This is a genomic window from Olivibacter sp. XZL3 (assembly GCF_004368405.1).
Lineage (GTDB): Bacteria > Bacteroidota > Bacteroidia > Sphingobacteriales > Sphingobacteriaceae > Olivibacter.
In genome coordinates this window covers 1-21,932 of sequence record NZ_SBJH01000030.1, presented here as the reverse complement: position 1 = coordinate 21,932, position 21,932 = coordinate 1, and the positions used below count along the sequence as shown (strand labels likewise).

The window sequence follows — 21,932 nt, the reverse complement described above, 5'->3', positions numbered from 1 at the left end:
AGGTCAGATTGCCGAAAAAGGGCATTTTATCAATTCTGAAAATGGTTTGATTGTCTGTTGTGCATATAGCGTTTTTTGTTTATATATCATTTTTTTGCCTATATAACAAAAAAAATCGTAATGACAATATAAAAAATCAATTTTATTAGTAACTTTGTTGTGTTGAAAAATTTAAGAGTACATATAGGCTTTTTGACGTTGTTCTGTCTGGTTTTCTTTATGATGCCAAGTCAGAGTTATGCCTGCTCCAAAAATTCAACAAAGACCGAGCGGTCTTCCTGCTCAAAAGAGAAATCCAAAAAATCAGAGCATAAAAAAGGTTGCAAGGGCAAATCCTGTAAAAAATGCAAAAGTGGCAACTGCGGTGGCGGTTGTCAACATAACTCTTGCAAGTGCGGGGCTTCAATAACTTCCCTAAGTTTACCAACCGTAATCGAATTAAAGGCAAAAAATCATTTTGCAGTTTCTAAAAAGCAAAAATTCGATTTTAAAGAAGCCTACTACTCTTCGGGCTTTTTCTTCATTTGGCTACCGCCTAAAATAAGCTAAACTTATGGCTTGACAGCCATAGGTGTGTCTTGTCAAAAGCTGTTCCGGCTTTTGTAACTCCTCTATTTGTATCATTTAGTTAAAATTCAAACGGAAATGGGTTTGCAAATACCCGTTTCCCAAAATGTAATTTATTATGAAATCATTATCAAAAATAATGATGGTAATCGCCGTATTACTATCATCAATAAACGGTTTTGCACAAATCAAGAATGCGAAAACAGAAACCGTAAAGATTTACGGCAATTGTGGTATGTGCAAAGCCACCATCGAAAAAGCAGGTAACGTAAAAAAGGTAGCCAGCGTGGACTGGAACAAAGATACCAAGATGGCTACGCTCACGTATGACGGCGACAAAACAAATCAGGATGAAATCCTGAAACGTATCGCTTTGGCTGGTTATGACAGCGAGAAGTTCCGTGCGCCGGATGACGTATATGCTAAACTGGCTGGTTGCTGCCAGTATGATAGACCCGTGAAGACGGTTGCCAAAAACAAGGAGGCGGGCATGGACATGAATGCCGGACATGGCAATCACGACCATAGCCAAATGGCAGCTAACAAAGATGCAGCTCAAAACCAATCACAGCTAAAAGCTGTATTTGACAACTACTTTTCAGTGAAAGATGCTTTGATAAAAACCGATGCGGCGACTGCATCTGCCAAAGCCGCTGAATTGGCTGCATCCCTTAAAGCAGTCGATATGAACAAGCTATCGGCAGAGGAACATACGGCTTGGATGAAAGTAATGCAGGACTTGACAGCTAATGCGGAAAGCATTTCAAAATCAAAAGACGTTGCAAAACAAAGAAGTGCTTTTGCGGCACTTTCGGGAAGCATCTACATACTGGCTAAAGTGTCTAAACAGGATACACCAGTTTATTACCAGCACTGTCCTATGTACAATGGAGGTAAGGGAGCCAATTGGCTAAGTAAAGAGAATGCGGTTAAAAATCCATATTACGGCTCACAGATGCTTACCTGCGGAAGTACGGTCGAAACCATTAAATAACAGGTCTGAAAGCTATGGTACAGTACAATGACATGGTGCAGGCGCTTAAAGACCTAAGACGACGTGGGTACAGTATTGATTTTAGTCTGTTGCCGGACTGCCTTTACTGTGCGTCAAAGAGCCTGAAACTAAAACCGGAGGATTTTACGGTTACGGAAACTCATAGGTTTGAAAGCCTCGACAGCAGTCCTGATAACAATGCCGTAATTTATGCCATATCGTCTAATGATAGTAAGAATAAAGGCGTACTTGTTGATGCCTATGGTACTTATGCCGAAGAAATGACCCATGAGATGGCAAAAAAATTAAGTGCAACATAACTTTTAAAACCCCTTGTTATGAAAAAATATACTTGTCCTATGCACCCACAGGTGCTAAAAGACGAACCGGGCAAATGCCCGCTCTGTGGCATGGCATTGGTTCCCGTTGGCGGTGCGTCAGTTTCTCATGAACACACATCAGAACATGGGCATTCCGGGCATTCTCAACATGGCCATGCTGATGAAAACTTTAATAAACATGAGGGACATCATACAGGCGATTTCCTCACACGTTTTTGGATAAGCCTTGTCATTACAATCCCTATCCTGCTCCTGTCGCACATGATACAGCAATGGTTGGGTTTCTCCCTTGTTTTCAATGGCGATAAATATGTGCTGCTGGCATTGGGTACGGTGATTTATAGCTATGGAGGCTTGCCATTCCTAAAAGGAATGATTGGCGAGATAAAAGCCAAGGCCATAGGCATGATGACCCTTGTCGCCATTGCCATATCCGTAGCCTATGTCTATTCCGTAGCCGTTGTATTTGGCTTGCAGGGTATGGACTTCTTTTGGGAACTGGCAACCCTTATTGACATCATGCTGTTAGGGCATTGGCTGGAAATGCGTTCCCAAATGGCTGCTTCACGGGCATTGCAGTCATTGGTGGCTTTGCTGCCCAACGATGTTACCGTGGAACGTGGCCGAGAAGCCGTAAAGATAAAGCTCGAAGACCTGCAAAGCGGTGAAACGGCTATCATAAAACCGGGTGAAAAAATTCCAGCCGATGGATTGGTACTGGAGGGGCTTTCGTATATCAACGAGAGTATGCTTACCGGAGAAAGTGTTCCCGTAAAAAAGGAAAAAGACGGAAAGGTCATCGCAGGCTCTATCAATGGCGATGGTGCGCTGAAAGTCAAGGTAACAGCCGTGGGAAAAGACAGCTACCTGAACAGGGTTATCAATCTTGTGCAGGAAGCGCAGGCTACCAAGTCTAATACACAGAACCTTGCGGACAAAGTTGCCAAATGGCTCACCTTTATTGCCATTGCCGTTGGCATAGGCACATTTGCCTATTGGTATGCAAGCAGTGGAGATATTGCCTTTGCGCTTGAAAGAATGGTGACGGTGATGGTAACGGCCTGCCCGCACGCATTGGGCGTGGCTATCCCGTTGGTGGTCGCCATTTCCACAACGCTTTCGGCGACCAATGGCCTGCTCATCCGCAACCGTACGGCATTTGAAACCACCCGCAAACTTTCCACCGTCATTTTTGATAAGACCGGAACGCTCACCAAAGGTTCCCATGCAGTAGAAAAGGTTATACCGTTAACGGATGAATATAATGCCGATGAGGTTATCCAGTATGCTGCCGCAGTACAGCAAAATTCGGAACACCATATTGCTAAAGGCATTATGGCTACATTGAAAGAAAAGAGCCTTGCCTTATGGAAATCTGAAAACTTTAGCTATATGCAGGGCATAGGTGTAAAAGGTGTCGTGAACGGCAAAAATATCGTAGCTGGCGGCCCGAATTATTTCACCGAAAACCACCTTTCCCTGCCGGAAATACCAAGCGAAATCAATCAGGAAGCCGAAACGGTCAACTTTGTCCTCATTGATGACCGGGTAATCGGCATCATTACTTTGGCAGACAGCATCCGTGAGGGTTCGGCACAGGCGATTGAGGAACTCAAAAAAATGGGCATCAAGTCCTTTCTGCTCACCGGGGACAACGACAGGATTGCTGCTGCCGTAGCCGGAAAATTGGGTATGGACGGGTATTTGGCCAATGTGCTTCCGCATAACAAGCAGGAGAAAGTAAAGGAGTTTCAGGCAAAAGGCGAAATCGTAGCAATGACTGGTGATGGTGTAAATGATGCACCTGCACTGGCACAGGCAGATGTTGGAATTGCCGTGGGTTCCGGTACGGACGTGGCTGCCGAAACAGCCGATATCATATTGGTGGACAGCGACCCGAGGGATGTGGTCAAACTGATTGACTTTGGCAGACTTACCTACAAGAAAATGATACAGAACCTGATATGGGCGGTTGGCTACAACGTGGTGGCAATACCACTTGCAGCAGGTATATTCTATCCAAATTTTGTTTTAAGCCCAGCAATGGGTGCGGTATTGATGAGCGTAAGTACGATAGTAGTAGCGATTAATTCCCAACTTTTAAAAAGGAGACTGTCATGATAGAGAAAATTATTTCATGGTCAACGCACAACCGCTTTTTCGTGTGGATAGGCATACTGCTGATTGTGGTTGGGGGCGTATGGTCGGTAATGACCACACCGGTTGATGCCATCCCCGACCTTTCCGAAAATCAGGTCATCGTTTACACCGAATGGATGGGACGTAACCCCCAAATCATGGAAGACCAGATTACCTACCCTTTGGTTTCCAACTTGCAGGGTATTCCCAACGTTAAGGCCATTCGTGCAGCATCTATGTTTGGCATGAGTTTCATCTTTGTTGTATTTAATGACGATGCAGAAATCTATTGGGCAAGAACCCGTGTTTTGGAGCGGTTGAACTTCGCTCAAAAAGCATTACCACAAGGGGTAACTCCCACTCTCGGTCCCGATGGAACAGGCGTGGGTCATGTTTTTTGGTACACGCTTCAGGGCGATGGTTACGATTTGGGCGAACTCCGTGCAGTTCAGGACTGGTATGTAAAATTTGCAATGCAGAATGTAGAAGGTGTGAGCGAGGTGGCCTCTTTCGGAGGTTTCCAAAAACAATATCAGGTCAGCGTCAATCCCAACAAACTTATTTACTACAACATTTCAGCAATGGATGTGGCAAATGCCCTTAAAGCCAACAATCGTGACGTTGGAGGAAGTATCTATGAAATGAACCGTATGGGTTATATGATTAGAGGATTAGGTTATATCAAAGACATCCGGGATATAGAAGAAATTTCCGTTGGCTCAAATAAATCCATTCCCATCAAGCTGAAAGATGTTGCCGATGTACAAATGAGCAGCGACATCCGATTGGGAATTGTAGAAGAAAACGGCGAAGGCGAAGTAGTGGGCGGTGTGGTGGTTGCCAGATATGGCGAAAATGCAAAAGAAGTGATTGACCGTGTAAAAGAAAGGTTAGGCGATGTGGAAAAAGGTTTGCCTCCCGGAGTGAAGATTAAAATTGCTTACGACCGTAGCAATTTAATTGAAGCTGCCATTGCAACATTGAAAGAGGCGTTGTGGGAAGAAATTATTGTGGTTTCATTAGTGGTGCTGATTTTTCTTTTCCATGTGCGAAGCGCAGTAGTGGCCATTGTTTCCATTCCCTTGTCGGTGCTGATTGGCTTTATGTTCGTGAAAATGTTTGGCATTTCACTCAACATTATGTCATTGGGCGGTATTGCCTTAGCCATTGGCGATTTGGTGGATGCGGGAATTGTGATGACTGAAAACGCTTATAAAGGTTTAGTAAAAGCAGTTTTAAAAACAGAAGAATAATGGAAAAGCAAAGAATAGGAAATACAAAAGAATTGAGTGAGGAAGAACGTATCAAAATCATTGAACGCTCATCACGCACTGTTGGAAGAGCCGTTTTCTTTTCCATATTGGTAACGCTCATTTCATTCTCTCCCATATTGTTTCTCGAAGGGCAGGAAAAGAAAATGTTTTCGCCTTTGGTATGGACAAAAACCTTTACTATGATTGGCTCCGCCATTATAGCATTATTTGTTGTCCCAATGCTGTTGCGTTCTTTAATGAAAGGCAAGCTCATTCCTGAAAGCAGAAACCCCGTTGCAAATTTCTTTATAAAAATATACAGCCCTGTTTTGCGCCTTTGCCAGCATTGGAAAAAAACGGTAATTGCTATTGCTGCTTTAATCGTGGTGGGTAGCATTCCTTTTGTAGTGCGTTTGGGTTCGGAATTTATGCCACCGTTAGACGAAGGTTCTCTTTTGTTTATGCCCGTTACACTTCCTGATGTTTCCAACAACGAAGCCAAACGTATTTTGCAGGTGCAGGACAAGCTCATTATGTCCGTTCCCGAAGTGGAAAATGTTCTGGGCAAAGCAGGTCGTGCCTATACTGCAACCGACAATGCTCCGGTAAGTATGATTGAAAGCATTGTTGTATTAAAACCCCAATCGGAGTGGCGTAAAGGCATGACCACCGAAAAGCTGATTTCGGAACTGAACGAAAAAGTGCAGATACCTGGTGTTACAAGTGGTTGGACACAGCCTATAATCAATCGTATCAATATGCTTTCGACAGGTGTCCGGACAGATATTGGTGTGAAAATTTATGGGCAAAACTTAGATACTATCTACAACCTTTCAAGGCAAATTGAAAAATCATTGAAAGGTATTGATGGGCTTGCAGATTTATATGTAGAGCAACTCACAGGCGGGAAATATTTGGATATAAGAATTAATCGGGAAGAAATTGCCCGATATAATCTTTCTATTGAAGAAGTGAATATGCTTATTGAAATGGCATTAGGAGGAATGCCTTTGACCAATACCATTGAAGGCAGGCAGCGTTTCAGCGTTTCCATGCGCTTAGCGCAGGATTTTAGAAGCGATATAGAAGAAATAAAACGAACGCCTTTGCAGACATCGGGTTACGGTGTTATTCCATTGTCAGCAGTGGCGGATGTTGAAATTTCGGAAGGCCCGCCAATGATAAATTCTGAAAATGCCATGCTGCGGGGAACGGTTCTGTTCAATGTGCGTGGCAGGGATATGGGAAGCGTAGTTGGCGATGCTAAAAAACGTATTGATGCAGATTTTCAAAAGCTGCCCAAAGGCTATTTTATTGAATGGAGTGGGCAATATGAAAATAAGGTTCGAGCAGAGAACCGTTTAAAAATCATCATTCCCATTACGCTTTTGATAATTGCTTTTGTCCTCTATTTCACTTTCCATTCGGTTAAGGAAATGGTGATTGTCCTTTCAAGTATTCCCATTGCATTAATCGGGGGGGTATATTCAATGTATTTTTTCGATGTGAATTTTTCGGTAGCTGTTGCGGTAGGTTTTATTGCCTTATTCGGCATTGCGGTAGAGACTGGTGTATTGATGCTCGTCTATATGAATGAAGCCATAAGAGATACAGTAGAAAAAAAGAAAAGTGCTGAACTCTCAAACGAAGATGTCGAGAAAGCCGTGTTTTCCGGTGCCGTAATGCGTGTACGACCTAAACTGATGACGGTAATGGCCGATATGATTGGTTTAATGCCTATTCTTTTGGCAACAGGTGTAGGTAGTGATGTCATGAAGCCTATTACAATACCTTTTGTTTTTGGCCTAATAACTTCTACTCTTTTCGTATTAATCGTTTTGCCAGTTATATATCAAATCGTCAAGGAAAGAGAAATAAAAAAATATGGTAAAGTAGAATTTTTAGAAAACATAGATTAATGGAAACAAAACACATACATACCATTCCCATCAATCAATTTATCACTCAACTTGCAAGTGATAAAGAAAATGGATTACTTTCTGATGAAGCAACAAAACGCCTTCAAAAGTTTGGCAGTAATGTCATTCAGGCAGACAAAGGAAAAAGCCCGTTAAGGATACTATTGGAACAGTTCAATAGCCTCATGGTCTGGTTACTACTTTTCGCAGCCGGATTGTCTTTTTGGTTTCAGGAATATTTGGATGCCACAGCAATCCTGTTGGTTATCCTGATCAATGCTGTTGTAGGTTTCTGGATGGAATTGCAGGCACTACGCTCGATGAATGCACTGAAAAAAATGGCAAGCGTTCCGTCCAAAGTTTTTCGGGACGGAAAACTCATAGAAATTCCTTCCGAAGAATTGGTTCCGGGCGATGTGCTGTTTCTGGAAGCTGGCGATATCATAACCGCAGACGCAAGAATTATTCAGGCTGCGCAGCTTTCCGTTAACGAAGCATCATTAACAGGGGAAGCTATGCCCGTTGAAAAGAAAGAAACCGAACTGCCTGAAAAAACTCCCCTTGCAGAACGCACAAATATGTTGCATAAGGGAACCTATGTCACCAACGGAAATGCAAAAGCATTGGTAACAGCAACGGGTATGCAAACCGAACTTGGTAAAATTGCACACCTTGTTCAATCGGCAAAACAATCAGCTACACCGCTTGAAAAGAAACTACAAGTATTTAGCCGCAAACTAATCTACATCACAATCATATTGGTTGTCTTAATTTTTGTTGTCGGCCTTCTCACACATGGCGATTACGTAGAAATGCTTGAAACCGCTATTGCCCTTGCAGTAGCCGCTATTCCTGAAGGACTGCCAATTGTAGCAACATTGGCATTGGCACAGGGAATGATGAAAATGGCGAAGCACAAAATAATAGTAAAAAAGCTGGCTGCCGTTGAAACTTTAGGTGGAACAACGATTATCTGTACCGATAAAACAGGAACGCTTACTCAAAACAAAATTGAAGTAAGCGAAGTCATCCCGGTAGATATTGCTTCAGAGAAAAACAAAGAACTACTTACCCGTATCGGGATGCTTTGTAATACAGCATCTGTTGAAATCAACAATAACGGCGTTAATGAGATTGGTGACCCTCTGGAAACGGGACTGCTGAAATATGCTTACAAGCAAGGTGTATTAAAGGAGCAGGTAGAAAAAATCTTTCCGAAAATCAATGAAGTTCCATTTTCGTCAGAAACAAAAATGATGGCAACGTTGCATAAAAACGGTAACGGATTTACCGTGTTTGCCAAAGGTGCAGCAGAGGAACTTCTCAACCAATGCACTTTCATTGTTAACGGCTACGATAAAAGTCAGCTAACTGAACAGCTAAAGGATGAGTGGAAACAGAAGTCTGAAAAACTTGCCGCATCGGGTTTAAGAATAATTGCAGGGGCATATAAAGAAACCACTAACGAAAACACACCATTACTGGAAGATTTGATATTTGCAGGACTTTACTGCATGATAGACCCGCCAGCAGAAGATGTTTATCAGGCTATTCAGGAAGCTAAGGATGCAGGTATCAGAGTAGTAATGATTACGGGTGACCATCCCGCTACTGCAAATTGTATCGCCAATCAACTTCACATTTCTTCCGAAAATGAGCCGATAAGCGGGAAAGATATGCAACCTTATGAGCATCTAACAGAAATAGACAAGCAAAAATGGCTGCAAACATCGGTATTTGCACGGGTTACACCTGCTCAAAAACTGGATTTAGTAACGGTGTTGCAGGAGCAGGGCAACATTGTAGGCATGACGGGAGATGGCGTAAATGATGCCCCTGCATTAAAAAAAGCAGACATCGGGATTGCTATGGGGCAAAGGGGAACCCAGGTGGCACAGGAAGTTTCCGATATGGTGCTGAAAGACGATGCCTTTTCATCCATCGTTCATGCCATCAAACAGGGGAGAATAATCTTCAGCAATATTCAAAAATTTGTCATTTATCTGCTTTCCTGCAACATGAGCGAATTGTTTGTTGTGTCCCTCGCAGCATTATCCAATCTCCACTTCCAACTTTTGCCCCTGCAAATTTTATTTATCAACCTGGTTACGGATGTATTGCCCGCACTTGCATTGGGCGTAAGCGAAGGCAATCCTTTTGTAATGAAACACAGGCCACGAAATCCTTCCGAGCCGCTCTTGAAAACAAAACAATGGTATGCCGTATGGGTATATGCAGCCGTTATTTCGGTTTGCACATTGGGTGCGGTGTTTGTAAGCCACTATTTCATACATGCCGGCACACAGTTTGACCCAAAGCTGTGCAACAACATTCTGTTTTTCACGCTCATATTCTGCCAGTTATTTCATGTGTTCAATATGGCTTCCGCCAAAGTATCATTTTTTAAATCAGAAGTTTTCAGGAACAGATATGTATGGTATGCTTTGCTGTCTTGTACGCTTATCATACTTGCTTTATTTTTTGCAACACCTGTCAAAGAAGCGTTGAACATTCAACCGCTTAATACAGAAGATTGGGTCGTAGTTTTTGTTTCAGCTACTTGCTCATTGCTGGTAATCCAACTATTAAAACACTTAAAAATAATCCGTGATGAAGATTAGCTCAAACCATGTAAATATTACCAAAGCATCCGGTCATAAGGTTCCTTTCAACAAGGGAAAATTAAAGCAATCCCTTTTGCATTCGGGTGCAAATTCCGAACTGGCGGATGAAATTGTTTCGGAAGTAATGGAAATGTTGGTAGAAGGAATGTCCACCCGAAAAATTTACAAAACAGCATTTCGCTTATTGAGAAATACTTCCAGGCCACTGGCGGCAAGATATAATCTAAAAAGGGCGATTATGGAATTTGGGCCGTCCGGCTTTCCGTTTGAACAGTTTGTGGGAGAGCTTTTAAACCAAAAGGGATACAGAACACAAGTCGGGGTAATCGTTAAGGGACATTGTGTAAATCATGAAGTGGATGTGATTGCCGAAAAAGACAACCACCATTTTATGATTGAATGTAAATTCCACAATAGGCAGGGATATATATGTGATGTCAAAATTCCACTTTATATACAGTCAAGATTTTTGGATGTAGAAACTTCATGGAAACAGATTGACGGTCACTCCGAAAAATTTCATCAGGGTTGGGTGGTAACTAACACCCGTTTTTCCGAAGATGCCGTTCAATACGGCAGGTGCATGAACATGAATTTAGTGGGATGGGATTACCCGAAAAACAACGGATTGAAAGATTGGATTGACGGTTCGGGTTTGCATCCCGTAACCTGTTTAACCACACTTACCCAAAAAGAAAAACAAGAATTGCTGGATAACAAAATAGTGCTGTGTAAAACCCTGCATCACAATTATTCTTTGCTTCAAAGCATTGGGGTAAAACCACCACGGCTGCAAAAAGTGATGGATGAATGTGCTGCATTGTGTAAAACATTTTCAGAAAAACCTATTTACAAAAAAATTATTAAAGATGAACAATGATAAAATTAAAATTCAATTCTTAGGCGCAGCAGGTACGGTTACAGGCTCCAAATTTCTCGTTACCGCTTTCGGTAAAAAAATACTGATTGATTGCGGTTTGTTTCAGGGTTTAAAAGAATTACGGCAACTGAATTGGCAACCATTGGCTGTTTCGGCAAAGACTATTGATATAGTTTTACTGACGCACGCCCACTTAGACCATACAGGCTACCTTCCCTTATTAGTGAAGCATGGTTTCAAGGGAACAATCAACGGCACTTCCCCAACTTTACAAATTGCTGAAATAATTTTAAAGGACAGCGCAAAAATTCAGGAGGAAGATGCCATAAGAGCGAACAAATTTCACTACTCAAAACACAAACCCGCTTTGCCGCTTTACGGCTTACCGGAAGTAGAAAATACTTTACCGCTTTTTCAACAACAACCGCTCAATGAATGGATAGGCATTAACGAGCATATCCGATACCGTTTCCGATACAACGGTCACATTATTGGAGCTACGTTTATTGAATTGCAAATTGGCGATAAAACAATAGTCTTTTCGGGAGATATTGGCAGAGAAATAGACCCGCTGTTATATCCCCCTGAAAAACCGGAGAAAGCGGATGTTTTATTTATTGAGGCAACCTATGGCAATCGTCTTCACCCTGCCGAACCTGCCATCAACAGTTTGGAACAACTCATTAATCGTTGCGCAGCAAGAAACGGTACTATTATCATACCGAGTTTTTCGGTGGAGCGGACGCAATTGCTCATGTATCTTTTCTGGCAGTTGAAAAAGACCAGGAAAATACCCGGCATCCCTATTTATATGGATAGTCCTATGGGAAGAAATGTGTTAGAAGTATTTCACCATAATACTGAATGGCATAAACTCTCCCCCGATGAATGTTTTGAAATGTGCAATACTATCAAGAGGATTAAAGGTGTCGATGAAGCTTACGCACTTGCAGAGGATAACAATCCTAAAATAATTATAGCCGGAAGCGGAATGGCGGCTGGTGGCAGAGTGCTTACTTATTTTGAAAAATACTTAGGTGATAAAAATGCGACTATCCTGTGGGTAGGTTTTCAAGCGGAAGGAACAAGGGGAAGAGCATTGCTGGATGGAGCGACAGAAATCAAAATGAGAGGTAGATTTTATCCTGTCAAAGCACATATTGAAAATATAGAAGGCTTGTCTGGTCATGCAGACCAGAATGGATTGGTTGACTGGATGAATAAATTAACATCCATGCCCGAAAAAATATTCATCGTCCACAGCGAGGAAGAAGGAGCAAAAGGATTGCAGGAAAAAATAAGAGAAACCTTTGGGTGGATTGCTCATATTCCTCAATTGAACGAAACCATACAAATCTAAACGGTTGAAATTATGCATAATCATAAAACACTGAAGATAAAAAATCTTGGTATAGACACCTACAGAGAAAACATCATCTATATGCGTTCGGACTGCGATGTATGTCTTTCGGAAGGATTTACTGCCCTAACACGGGTAGTAGTGCATTTTGACAATGAAAGTATCATTGCTACACTTAACGTTGTTTACAACGAACTGTTGAAACATGGTGAAGCCGGGCTTTCAATAATGGCTGCACAAAGATTAGGCGTAAGTGATGGGGATGCAATTATTGTATCTCACTTGCAACCTATTGCATCCATTGGATTGATAAGGTCAAAAATGTATGGCAACGAATTAAAAGAGACTGAACTGAACCAAATTATTTATGATATTTCAACAGGACAATATTCCAATATAGAACTCGCAGCATTTATTACTGCTACGTCTGGCAATCATCTTTCCATAAATGAAATAAAAGGTCTTACCAGAGCAATGGTTCGTTCCGGTAAAAATTTAGAATGGGATAATCAATCCATTTTTGATAAGCATTGTATTGGCGGTTTGCCGGGTAATCGGACAACTCCTATTGTAATAAGCATTGTGGCAGCAGCAGGTTTGACTATCCCTAAAACTTCTTCCCGTGCCATTACATCCCCAGCAGGAACGGCAGATACAATGGAAGTGATGACCAACGTAGAACTTACAATGGAACAAATGAAAGAAGTAGTAAGCAGGGAAAACGGATGTTTGGTTTGGGGCGGTTCAGTTAGTCTAAGCCCAGCTGACGATGTCCTTATTTCTGTTGAAAAAGCACTGGATATTGACAGCGAAGGACAGATGATTGCTTCGGTTCTTTCAAAGAAAAAAGCCGCAGGTGCAACGCATGTGGTTATTGACATTCCTGTGGGTTCAACAGCAAAAGTCCGAACAAAAGAGAACGCAAATAAATTAATATCACATTTTGAAGAGGTGGCTGATGCCGTTGGCCTTCAAATAAAATGCCTGGTTACTGATGGTTCACAACCAGTTGGCAGGGGAATTGGCCCTGCATTAGAGGCAATGGATGTGTTAAGCGTTCTGCGGAATGAAAACAATGCACCCGAAGATTTAAAACAAAGAGCTTTACTACTTGCAGGTGAGTTATTAGAATTTTCCGAAAATGTTGAAAAAGGTAAAGGCATAAGCAAAGCAATAAAAATACTGGAAGGAGGCAGCGCCTATACAAAATTTATTTCCATTTGTGAAGCACAAGGGCGTTTTACCGAGCCTGAATTTGCTGCATTCAGTCTGGATATTTTAGCAGAACAAAGCGGGATTATCAATGAAATTGATTGCAGAAAATTAGCAAAAGTGGCTAAACTGTCTGGTGCTCCAAAATCACCCAAAGCAGGTGTTTTGCTTCACTCACATTTAGGTAAGCAAGTTATTAATGGAGATGTTTTGTTCACCATTTATGCAGAAGCACAAGGAGAGTTAAACTATGCCTTGGGTTATTACAAAATTCAAAACAACATAATACGAATTAAATGAAAGAACACGAAACAATACTATTTGCATTGCCGGGGAATGAACCCACGGTTGACACGATAGCAAAGCGATATAATGTCAGTAAAGGCGAAGCCACTATTCGCAATTTCCCGGATGGAGAAACGTATATCCGTATTCATTCAGATGTGAAAGGAAAAAAGGTTGTCATGGTTTGTTCTTTAGACCGCCCTGATACAAAGCTCTTGCCCTTATACTTTCTATCCAAAACTGCTATGGAACTTGGGGCTAAATGCACTTGTCTTATTGCTCCCTATCTGGCATATATGCGACAGGATAAGCAATTTCATTCAGGAGAGGGAATTACTTCAAAATACTTTGCATCGTTCATTTCAAACTTTGCAGAAACTATTACCACCGTTGACCCGCACTTGCACAGGTATAATACTTTGTCCGAAATATATTCGGTTCCTGCGACTGTGGTTCAGGCAGCAAATCATATATCAGAATGGATAAAGAACAATATTCAAAATCCGGTACTGATTGGCCCTGACAGTGAAAGTGAGCAATGGGTTTCCGAGGTAGCCAATAACGCACATGCCCCTTTTATCATATTAGAAAAAGTTAGGCATGGTGACAGAAACGTAAAAGTTTCAATTCCTCAAATAGACCGATATAAAAATCATAAACCTGTTTTGGTGGATGATATTATTTCCACTGCCCGAACTATGATTGAAACGGTTGGTCATCTTAAAAATGCAGGAATGAACCCACCTATTTGCATAGGTATTCATGCTGTATTTGCAGGCAACGCCTATCAGGATTTATTAAATGCCGGGGCTGAAATGGTAGTTACAACGAACACCATTTCACATGAGAGTAATGGAATTGATATAAGTGGATTATTCAAATCAGTGTTCAATGAAGAAAAGTGAAATTTTTCTAATTAAAATTAGGTAAATGAAAAAATCAATAACCATTATGTTCCTGATGTGTCTGCATACGATACATTCACAGGCACAGGATACCTCTTACGTTTCACTGGAAAAACTGTTGCAGCAGGTGGAAACTAATTACCCGTCCATTATTCGGTATCAATACAGCATTCAGTCTATTCAGGCAAAAGCAGACGGTGCAAAAGCATGGATGCCGCCCACTTTTTCAACAGGCATCATGCGTTTTCCTTACGACTTTTCCATGCTCAAAGAAAAAAACGACCCCATGAACCAGGCGGGTATTGCTTTTTCCGTAGAACAGATGATACCCAATCCAAGCAAACTGAACGCCAAGAAAAGTTACATTAGTTCACTGGCTGAAATCGAAAAATCGAAAAGCGAATGGACAAAAAACGAGTTGAGGCGTGAAGCGAAAATTCTGTATTATAACCGTTATGTAGCGGAGAAGAAACAACGCATTCTAAAAGAAAGTGAAGAAATACTTCAATTGCTCATCACGACATCCGAAGAAAAATTCACCAATAACCAGTCACAACTGCAAACTATTTACAAAGCAAAAGCCCGTTTAGCCGAATTAAAAAATATGCTGGTAATGCTTAACAGCGTGATTGCCGAAAACAATATCGGATTAAACACGCTGATGGTGCGTGATGCAAACACGTCATTTCAGATTGATACACTCATTACGCCAAGCAACTACCTATTCAGCATTGCAGATACTGTAAGCATTTCTAACCGTAGTGATATTACGGCGCTTGACAAATACATTCAATCCATGAAGTTGGAGCAAAAAGTAATGAGAACAAGCGCAAGACCTGACTTTGGTATCCGTGCCGAACATGCCCAAATGTTTGGTATGCCAAGCCAATGGTCAGTTATGGGAATGGTAACAATTCCCATTGTTCCCTGGTCGTCTAAAATGTATTCCTCTGAAGTAAAGTCAATCGGTTTTCAAATTCAGTCTATGGAACGGGAAAAGGAAACAATGCAACTCATGGCTTCAAAAATGTTAGCCGAAAAAACTGCGATGCTTAATTACGAAAACGAACAATATCAGAGCTACACAAAAAATATTGTTCCCGCCTATGAGAACAACCTGCAAGCCAACCTGCTTGCCTACAAGCAAAACACAGGCGATTTTTTTGTGCTGCTGGATGCCTGGGAAATGTTGCTGATGAAAAAAATGGAAGCGTATGACAAACTGTTCAATATTTTAAAATTGGAAGCCGAATATGAATACGAAAGAGAAATTAAATAGCATCTGCATTATGGTGTGTTTGCTTTTGGTAGCTGCGTTATCATCCTGCAAAAATGAACAAGGTGAACAAGGGCATGAAAATCATGAGAAGGTTGAGGGCGAGTACATCTGCCCTATGGGTTGCGAAGGTGATAAAACCTATCCGCACCCCGGCGATTGTCCTGTATGTAATATGAAATTGCAGTTGGTGGAAAAAGAATTGGAGCAGGCAGTTTCACCAAACAAACTGGTCTTGTCAAATCAGGCAACCTTTAGACTGCAATCAGGCAACAGTGGAAAAACCGAGAAAGCGCAAGGCTTTATTACCCTCGCTCAAAACAGAAATCAATCCGTTGCAGCCCGTTTCGGAGGAAGGATTGAGAAGCTATACGTTAAATTCAGCAACCAATACGTAAAGCAAGGCGATAAAATCATGGACATATACAGCCCCGGCTTACGCACCTTTCAGGAAGAACATCTTTTTCTTTTCAAATCAGGTGCAGATAATTATTTAATAGAAAAGTCGAGAGAAAAGCTACGTCTGCTCGGTATTACCGAAAATCAGATTGCACAGTTGGAAAAAAAGGGAGCAGTTGCCCTAACAGTTTCTGTTTTCAGTCCTTCAAACGGATATGTTTTTTTCAATGCTTTAACATCGCAGCAAAACACTACTGCAAAAAGCACATCGGCAATGAACGACATGGGTACGCAGCAGAATGCCATCAATACAAGCTCTTATGCTGTTTCCGCTTCGCAAATTCGTGAAGGTACATATGTAAACGAAGCACAAACCCTTTTCAATATAAATGATTTACAGGAAGTTTGGGTATTGGTTTCAGTTCCCAACCGAAACGTAAGTCAAATTCACGAAAACCAATCTGCACAAATAGTTTCTGAAAGCGACCCTTCAAAACTTCTCAACGGAAAAGTTGCTTTGATTGAAAAGACATTTGAAGAAACTGACCAGCGTTTTGCAAGAGTTAGGATTGTGTTGCCCAATCCCAATAATTCGCTGAAAATAAATTCGCTTGTTACCGCAGGCTTTGCTTTGAGCGGTAATGAAAATTTACAGGTTCCATCAACGGCAGTTTACACTACGGGATTGAATGCTTACGTATGGGTCAAAACAGATACTACCCGCAATGGAGCGGGAGTTTTTCAGGTGCGGAAAGTAATTGCTGGAGCAAGCAACAACGGAATGACAATCATTAAAAGCGGTCTTTCACCTACTGAAGAAATTGCAAAACAAGCGGGTTTGATGACTGACAGTGAAACTTTTTTAAATGCAAATTGACATGAAGCAGTTTATTATCTCAACTATATTGCTTTCAATACTCATTCTTACGGGTTGTAAGAACGGGCAAGAAAGCCATCAGGAAACATCCGGCAGTTATTATACTTGCCCCATGCACCCAAGTGTAGCAAGCGAAACACCTGGTTCTTGTCCCGTTTGTAATATGTCTTTAATCAAAGTAGAGAAGAAAGAAACCGACCATGCAGGAATGCAAGGCAACATTATCACCATTGACAAGCATAAGCAGGCATTGGCAGGTATTGAAACAGATACCGTCAGAAAAAGAAACATTTTATCATCTTCCGTTATTTTAGGAACAGTTGCCATTAATGAAGAACAGGTAAAGACCATTAGCAGCCGTGCAAAAGGAAGGATTGACGAACTGTTTGTAAGAAACACAGGTGTATATCTTCAAAAAGGAAGACCCCTTTACAGTATTTACAGTGAACAACTGCAAACAGATGAAAAGGAATATCTGTCCGTGCTGGAAAAAGCAAAAACAACAATCCCTATATCTAAGCTGACAAGCGATTTATTAAGTGCTGGAAAAAACAAATTGACATTGTGGGGTTTAACCGAAAGGCAAATTTCCGAACTGGAAACATCGGGCAAAACAAATTCCCTCATTACATTTTATTCGCCCGAAGCGGGATATGTAAGCGAAGTAAACATCAACGAGGGCATGTATGTGGCAGAAGGCAGCCCACTTGTAAAAATCACCTCGCTCAATGAGGTTTGGGTCGAAGCGCAATTGTATCCCAATGAAATTTCAGGACTTGAAGAAATCAAGACCTTTCAGGTGTTTGCCGACAGTAATCCCGGAGAAGTTTACAAAGGTACGTTGGTTTACTCCAACCCGGTAATAGAAGAAGGCAAAAGAATTTACCTGCTTAAAATCAGGGTAAACAATTCAGCCGGTAAACTTATACCCGGCACATTGGTTTCGGTCGTTCCCGAAAAATCGTTTACCAATGTGCTGGCAGTTCCTAAATCGGCAGTACTGCTGGAAAAGATGAAAACCGTTTGGGTATTGGCCCATGATAACACATTTGAGCAACGCATGGTAGAAACAGGTGTGCAAAACAAGCAGTGGATTGAAATTACATCAGGATTAAAACCAGGTGACATCGTTGTTACCGAAGGTGCATATTTAATCAGCAGTGAGTTTATACTTAAAAGCGGAGCAGGACAAAGACATGACCATTAAATCTGATAGGCAGTTGGACGCTGCTCCAATGTAATTAAAGTCCCGCCATGAGTGTAAGCATCATAGTAGTAGCGATTAACACAAATATTTTCTAATATCTAAAAATGAGTAAAAATGAAAAACAGAGCAACTTTGGTGGCAATAGCTACTACCATTTCCTTAACCGTTCTATCTTCTTGTAGTAAAGATGATATGGGCGATATGCCAATGGGTAAAAACATTGATTATCCGGCAGCTTACGTAGTCAATGGCGAAAGCGCAACCGTTTCTGTCATAAAACTAAGTGACAATACCGTGAGTGAAACCTTTGACATCATGAACTCCGGCGGCAACATGGTCATGTGGCCGCATCACATTTACAGCCATCAAAACCATTTAGCTATCGGCGTACCTGGAATGGATTTGAGCGCAGGCCATTCCGGTGGCATGGCAGGCATGAAAGGGCGTATCCTGATAATGGATGCCGTAAAAGGAACCGTCTTAAAAGACATTGAAACTCCGGCAATGAACCACAATGCCGTTTATTCGCCTGATGGCACAGAAATATGGACCACACAAATGGCAATGGATGGAAAAGTTTTGGTTTACGATGCTAATACTTATGCGGTCAAAAATACGATTGCGGTAGGCGAAGACCCCGCAGAAGTAACCTTTAGCATGGATGGCACAAAAGCCTATGTGTGCAATGGTGGCAGTGGTACGGTTTCAATCATCAATCCATCGTCAAAAAGTGTGGTGGCAACCCTGACCGTGGGTGACGACCCTGTAGGAGCTTGGCCTGCCGCTAACGGCAAAATGTATGTGGATAATGAGGCTTCACAGACCATTTCGGTTATTGATGTAGCTACCAATGCCGTAATAGAAACCATTAGCTTAGGCTTTATGCCTGGGTATGCAGCCCACAATGCTTCAAAAAATGAACTGTGGGTTACCGACCCCATGAACGGAAAGGTTCATTACTGGAGTTGGGACAATGGCATGAGTATGTGGATGCTTGCTGGTGTCCTTGATGCTGGTACAGGAGCGCACGCCATTGTATTTACACAGGATGGCAATACCGCTTACGTTACCAATCAGGAAAGCAACACGGTTTCTGTAGTCAATGTATCATCCCATACCGTAACAAAGACCCTGAACGTAGGCAAAAAGCCTAACGGCATTCTTATAAAAATGTAATAAAAGAGCGGTATGGATGTATCATCTGTACCGCTTAATAAAACTGTTATCGGTTGTCCGTAAGGAATTTTACAACGGCAACTACCACAAAAGCACTTGTTTAATTTAAAATAATAATAAAATGAAAAATGTAAGATTATCAATCATGGCTGTTATCATGGCATTTATAACAGTATCATGCAATCAGGCATCCAACAAAAACGAGCAATCTTCAAACGATACTACTGTTGTATCACAAGAACATCCAGCTTCCCACTCCAAAAAGAATGATACGGTAGCTGTGCCCGCCGTTAGCGAAACACCGAACGGTCAGGATGCAGCAAAAGAAGAAGCAAAAAACTTTTCTATTGCACCCATAGTTACCGATTATCTATCATTAAAGAACGCCCTTGTTTCGGACGATGACAAAGCTGCCGCCAGTGCAGGGAAAAAGCTGTTAGCTACCCTGAATAAAGTGGACATGAAAACCATTCCTGCCGATAAGCACAAAAAGTACATGGACATAGCGGATGATGCAAAAGAACACGCAGAGCATATCGGCGAAAATGTTGGCAACATCCATCACCAGCGGGAACATTTGGCCTCGCTTGGCGAAGATTTGAAAGACCTGATTGATTTGTTCGGTACATCGCAAACATTGTATCAAGACCATTGCCCAATGTTCAATGACGGTAAGGGTGCTGTTTGGTTCAGTGCAAACAAGGAAATCAAAAACCCCTACTACGGCGCTGAAATGCTGACCTGCGGTAAGGTGGAAAAAACAATTAACGGCAAATAAATTCAGGCTATGCAAAACAGTCACAAAGCGGGTCATGCCTCGGAGCATGGCACGCACAATTCAGAACATGCTTCGGGCATGTATAAACGCTTTGCGGTTATGGCTGTCGCCATGTTCACAGCGATGTATTTTATCATGTATGCCATGATTGACGGGTGGCAGAACCTAATACCCAATGTCAACAACCTGTACATGACCCTGCTGATGACCTCGGCAATGTTGCTTATCGAATTAGTGATAATGAAAATGATGTACGCCAACAGGAAGATGAATTGGGTGATAGCCATAATCTCGGTCGCCGTTGGCATCTTTTCATGGTTTGGTATCAGGGAACAAATCAATGTCGGGGACAAGCAGTTTGCAAAGGGTATGATACCCCATCACGCAGCAGCCATATTGATGTCCAAAAAGGCACATTTGACCGACCCCGAACTGATAGAGCTGCAAAAAAACATACTTGAAACCCAGGCGGAAGAAATTGAACTGATGAAGCGCAAGCTCAAAGAGTTTGAAAACAATAAATAGGAGAAGTAATAATATTAAAAATAATATCGACATGAGTAAAATAATAATCGGCTTTATCTCCCTGTTGACCCTGCTACTCACTGCTTGCGGGCAAGCAAGGTCAAATAAGGATGAGGCGGCAGAGCATCATTCCCAGGCAACTCCGGAAAGCCATAAGCAGAGTACCCAAATAGGCGAATTGGTTCCATCGGATGAAGTCTGCATGGTGAATGATGCCTACATGGGCAAAAAGCAGTTTGACGTAAAATTTGACGGTAAAACCTACTACGGATGCTGCGAAATGTGCAAGGAGCGTATTCCAAAAGATGCCGACGTTCGGGTGGCATTAGACCCCTATTCCCATAAGCAGGTAGACAAGGCTCTTGCGGTGATTGCCGTTACGGGAAAAAACGGTGAAGTATCCTACTTTGAAAGCAAGGAGAACTATGCTAATTATTTAAAGAAGCAGTAGTCACATTTTAAATGAAGCTACAATGTTATGTCCTTAAAAAAGAAAATCATATTGGGGTTGGCTGTTATCTTAATCGGCATACAGTTTTTTCAGCCGTTACGGAACCTGTCGGATGAAATGCCAGCCACCCATATCGAAAGGGTGTACCCTGTACCCCAAAATGTAAAGGCTATCCTTGTCCAGTCCTGTTACGACTGCCATAGTAACAACACCAGTTATCCATGGTATAGCCGTATCCAGCCCGGAGCATGGTACATGGCAGAGCATATCAAAAAGGGCAAAGAGGAACTCAACTTTAGCGAGTTTGGCGAATATTCTGCCCGCAGGCAACGAAATAAGTTCAGGGCTATGGCGGGGCAGGTCAAGGACGAGGAAATGCCTTTGTCGTCATACACACTCATTCATCGCAATGCGGTATTATCACAGGAGGATAAGCAGGTTTTGATGGAGTGGTTTAGTATGATGGAAGACGGCATCAAATAAATTTTTCAACTAATGAACAGATATAAGAAAATACCCATAAGAATACTGCAAACAGTGCTGATACTGCTTTGCACACAAACGCTGTTTGCACAAAAAGTAGTGCGTTACGAGCTGTATGTAAAAGATACGCTTGTCAACTATGCAGGTAAGCAAAAAAGGGCGATTGCCGTAAACGGGCAAATCCCGATGCCCGCCCTTACATTTGTACGTCTTCAAACTAAATTAGACACATTAGGATGAAACCTTAAGGAGACTTTCGAGTTATAAATTTATTAATTTTT

At 41.8% G+C, this 21,932-nt stretch carries 19 protein-coding genes; all 19 read left to right on the top strand.

The window, feature by feature from the left end; translation table 11 throughout:
- Window positions 1-685 precede the first annotated feature (685 nt).
- On the top strand, window positions 686-1,561 hold the full coding sequence (locus EPX21_RS07625; protein WP_134089078.1) for a DUF3347 domain-containing protein: 876 nt from the start codon (window positions 686-688) through the stop codon (window positions 1,559-1,561).
- A gap of 14 nt (window positions 1,562-1,575) precedes the next feature.
- A complete protein-coding gene (locus EPX21_RS07620; RefSeq protein WP_134089077.1) occupies window positions 1,576-1,881 on the top strand; it encodes a phosphoribosylpyrophosphate synthetase in 306 nt (101 codons plus the stop codon).
- A gap of 18 nt (window positions 1,882-1,899) precedes the next feature.
- A complete protein-coding gene (locus EPX21_RS07615) occupies window positions 1,900-4,023 on the top strand; it encodes a heavy metal translocating P-type ATPase (protein WP_134089076.1) in 2,124 nt (707 codons plus the stop codon).
- Window positions 4,020-5,294: an efflux RND transporter permease subunit gene (locus tag EPX21_RS23240; protein ID WP_134089075.1), complete on the top strand. Its 1,275-nt coding sequence runs from the start codon at window positions 4,020-4,022 to the stop codon at window positions 5,292-5,294. Before EPX21_RS07615 ends, EPX21_RS23240 begins: the two co-directional genes overlap by 4 nt.
- Window positions 5,294-7,213, top strand: a complete 1,920-nt coding sequence (locus EPX21_RS23235; protein ID WP_134089074.1) for an efflux RND transporter permease subunit — start codon at window positions 5,294-5,296, stop codon at window positions 7,211-7,213. The genes EPX21_RS23240 and EPX21_RS23235 overlap by 1 nt, the downstream gene beginning before the upstream one ends.
- Entirely contained in the window at window positions 7,213-9,834 is a 2,622-nt protein-coding gene (locus EPX21_RS07600) for a cation-translocating P-type ATPase (RefSeq protein ID WP_134089073.1), read from the top strand. The genes EPX21_RS23235 and EPX21_RS07600 overlap by 1 nt, the downstream gene beginning before the upstream one ends.
- Window positions 9,824-10,717 (top strand): restriction endonuclease, encoded by an 894-nt coding sequence (locus EPX21_RS07595; protein ID WP_134089072.1) that lies wholly within the window; start codon window positions 9,824-9,826, stop codon window positions 10,715-10,717. The genes EPX21_RS07600 and EPX21_RS07595 overlap by 11 nt, the downstream gene beginning before the upstream one ends.
- Window positions 10,707-12,077: an MBL fold metallo-hydrolase RNA specificity domain-containing protein gene (locus EPX21_RS07590; protein ID WP_134089071.1), complete on the top strand. Its 1,371-nt coding sequence runs from the start codon at window positions 10,707-10,709 to the stop codon at window positions 12,075-12,077. The genes EPX21_RS07595 and EPX21_RS07590 overlap by 11 nt, the downstream gene beginning before the upstream one ends.
- A gap of 12 nt (window positions 12,078-12,089) precedes the next feature.
- Window positions 12,090-13,589 (top strand): thymidine phosphorylase family protein, encoded by a 1,500-nt coding sequence (locus EPX21_RS07585; RefSeq protein WP_134089070.1) that lies wholly within the window; start codon window positions 12,090-12,092, stop codon window positions 13,587-13,589.
- Window positions 13,586-14,479: a ribose-phosphate pyrophosphokinase gene (locus EPX21_RS07580; RefSeq protein ID WP_134089069.1), complete on the top strand. Its 894-nt coding sequence runs from the start codon at window positions 13,586-13,588 to the stop codon at window positions 14,477-14,479. Before EPX21_RS07585 ends, EPX21_RS07580 begins: the two co-directional genes overlap by 4 nt.
- A 25-nt stretch (window positions 14,480-14,504) precedes the next feature.
- A complete protein-coding gene (locus tag EPX21_RS07575) occupies window positions 14,505-15,758 on the top strand; it encodes a TolC family protein (RefSeq protein WP_134089068.1) in 1,254 nt (417 codons plus the stop codon).
- Window positions 15,733-17,031 carry an efflux RND transporter periplasmic adaptor subunit gene (locus tag EPX21_RS07570; RefSeq protein ID WP_134089067.1) on the top strand — a complete coding sequence of 433 codons (1,299 nt, stop codon included), beginning with the start codon at window positions 15,733-15,735 and terminating at the stop codon, window positions 17,029-17,031. Before EPX21_RS07575 ends, EPX21_RS07570 begins: the two co-directional genes overlap by 26 nt.
- A gap of 1 nt (window position 17,032) precedes the next feature.
- Window positions 17,033-18,238 (top strand): efflux RND transporter periplasmic adaptor subunit, encoded by a 1,206-nt coding sequence (locus EPX21_RS07565; RefSeq protein WP_166670706.1) that lies wholly within the window; start codon window positions 17,033-17,035, stop codon window positions 18,236-18,238.
- A gap of 114 nt (window positions 18,239-18,352) precedes the next feature.
- Complete coding sequence (locus EPX21_RS07560) at window positions 18,353-19,414, top strand: YncE family protein (RefSeq protein ID WP_134089065.1); 1,062 nt, start codon at window positions 18,353-18,355, stop codon at window positions 19,412-19,414.
- A 121-nt stretch (window positions 19,415-19,535) separates the two neighbouring features.
- Window positions 19,536-20,192 carry a DUF3347 domain-containing protein gene (locus EPX21_RS07555; RefSeq protein WP_134089064.1) on the top strand — a complete coding sequence of 219 codons (657 nt, stop codon included), beginning with the start codon at window positions 19,536-19,538 and terminating at the stop codon, window positions 20,190-20,192.
- A gap of 9 nt (window positions 20,193-20,201) precedes the next feature.
- Window positions 20,202-20,717, top strand: coding sequence for a DUF305 domain-containing protein (locus EPX21_RS07550; protein ID WP_240768581.1), 516 nt, complete (start codon window positions 20,202-20,204; stop codon window positions 20,715-20,717).
- 31 nt (window positions 20,718-20,748) lie between these two features.
- Complete coding sequence (locus EPX21_RS07545; protein WP_134089062.1) at window positions 20,749-21,168, top strand: hypothetical protein; 420 nt, start codon at window positions 20,749-20,751, stop codon at window positions 21,166-21,168.
- A 27-nt stretch (window positions 21,169-21,195) separates the two neighbouring features.
- The gene (locus tag EPX21_RS07540; RefSeq protein WP_134089061.1) at window positions 21,196-21,651 is read left to right on the top strand and encodes a heme-binding domain-containing protein; all 456 of its coding nucleotides are present in this window, start codon (window positions 21,196-21,198) and stop codon (window positions 21,649-21,651) included.
- Between the two features lie 12 nt (window positions 21,652-21,663).
- Window positions 21,664-21,891, top strand: coding sequence for a hypothetical protein (locus EPX21_RS07535; RefSeq protein ID WP_240768579.1), 228 nt, complete (start codon window positions 21,664-21,666; stop codon window positions 21,889-21,891).
- Window positions 21,892-21,932: the final 41 nt, after the last annotated feature.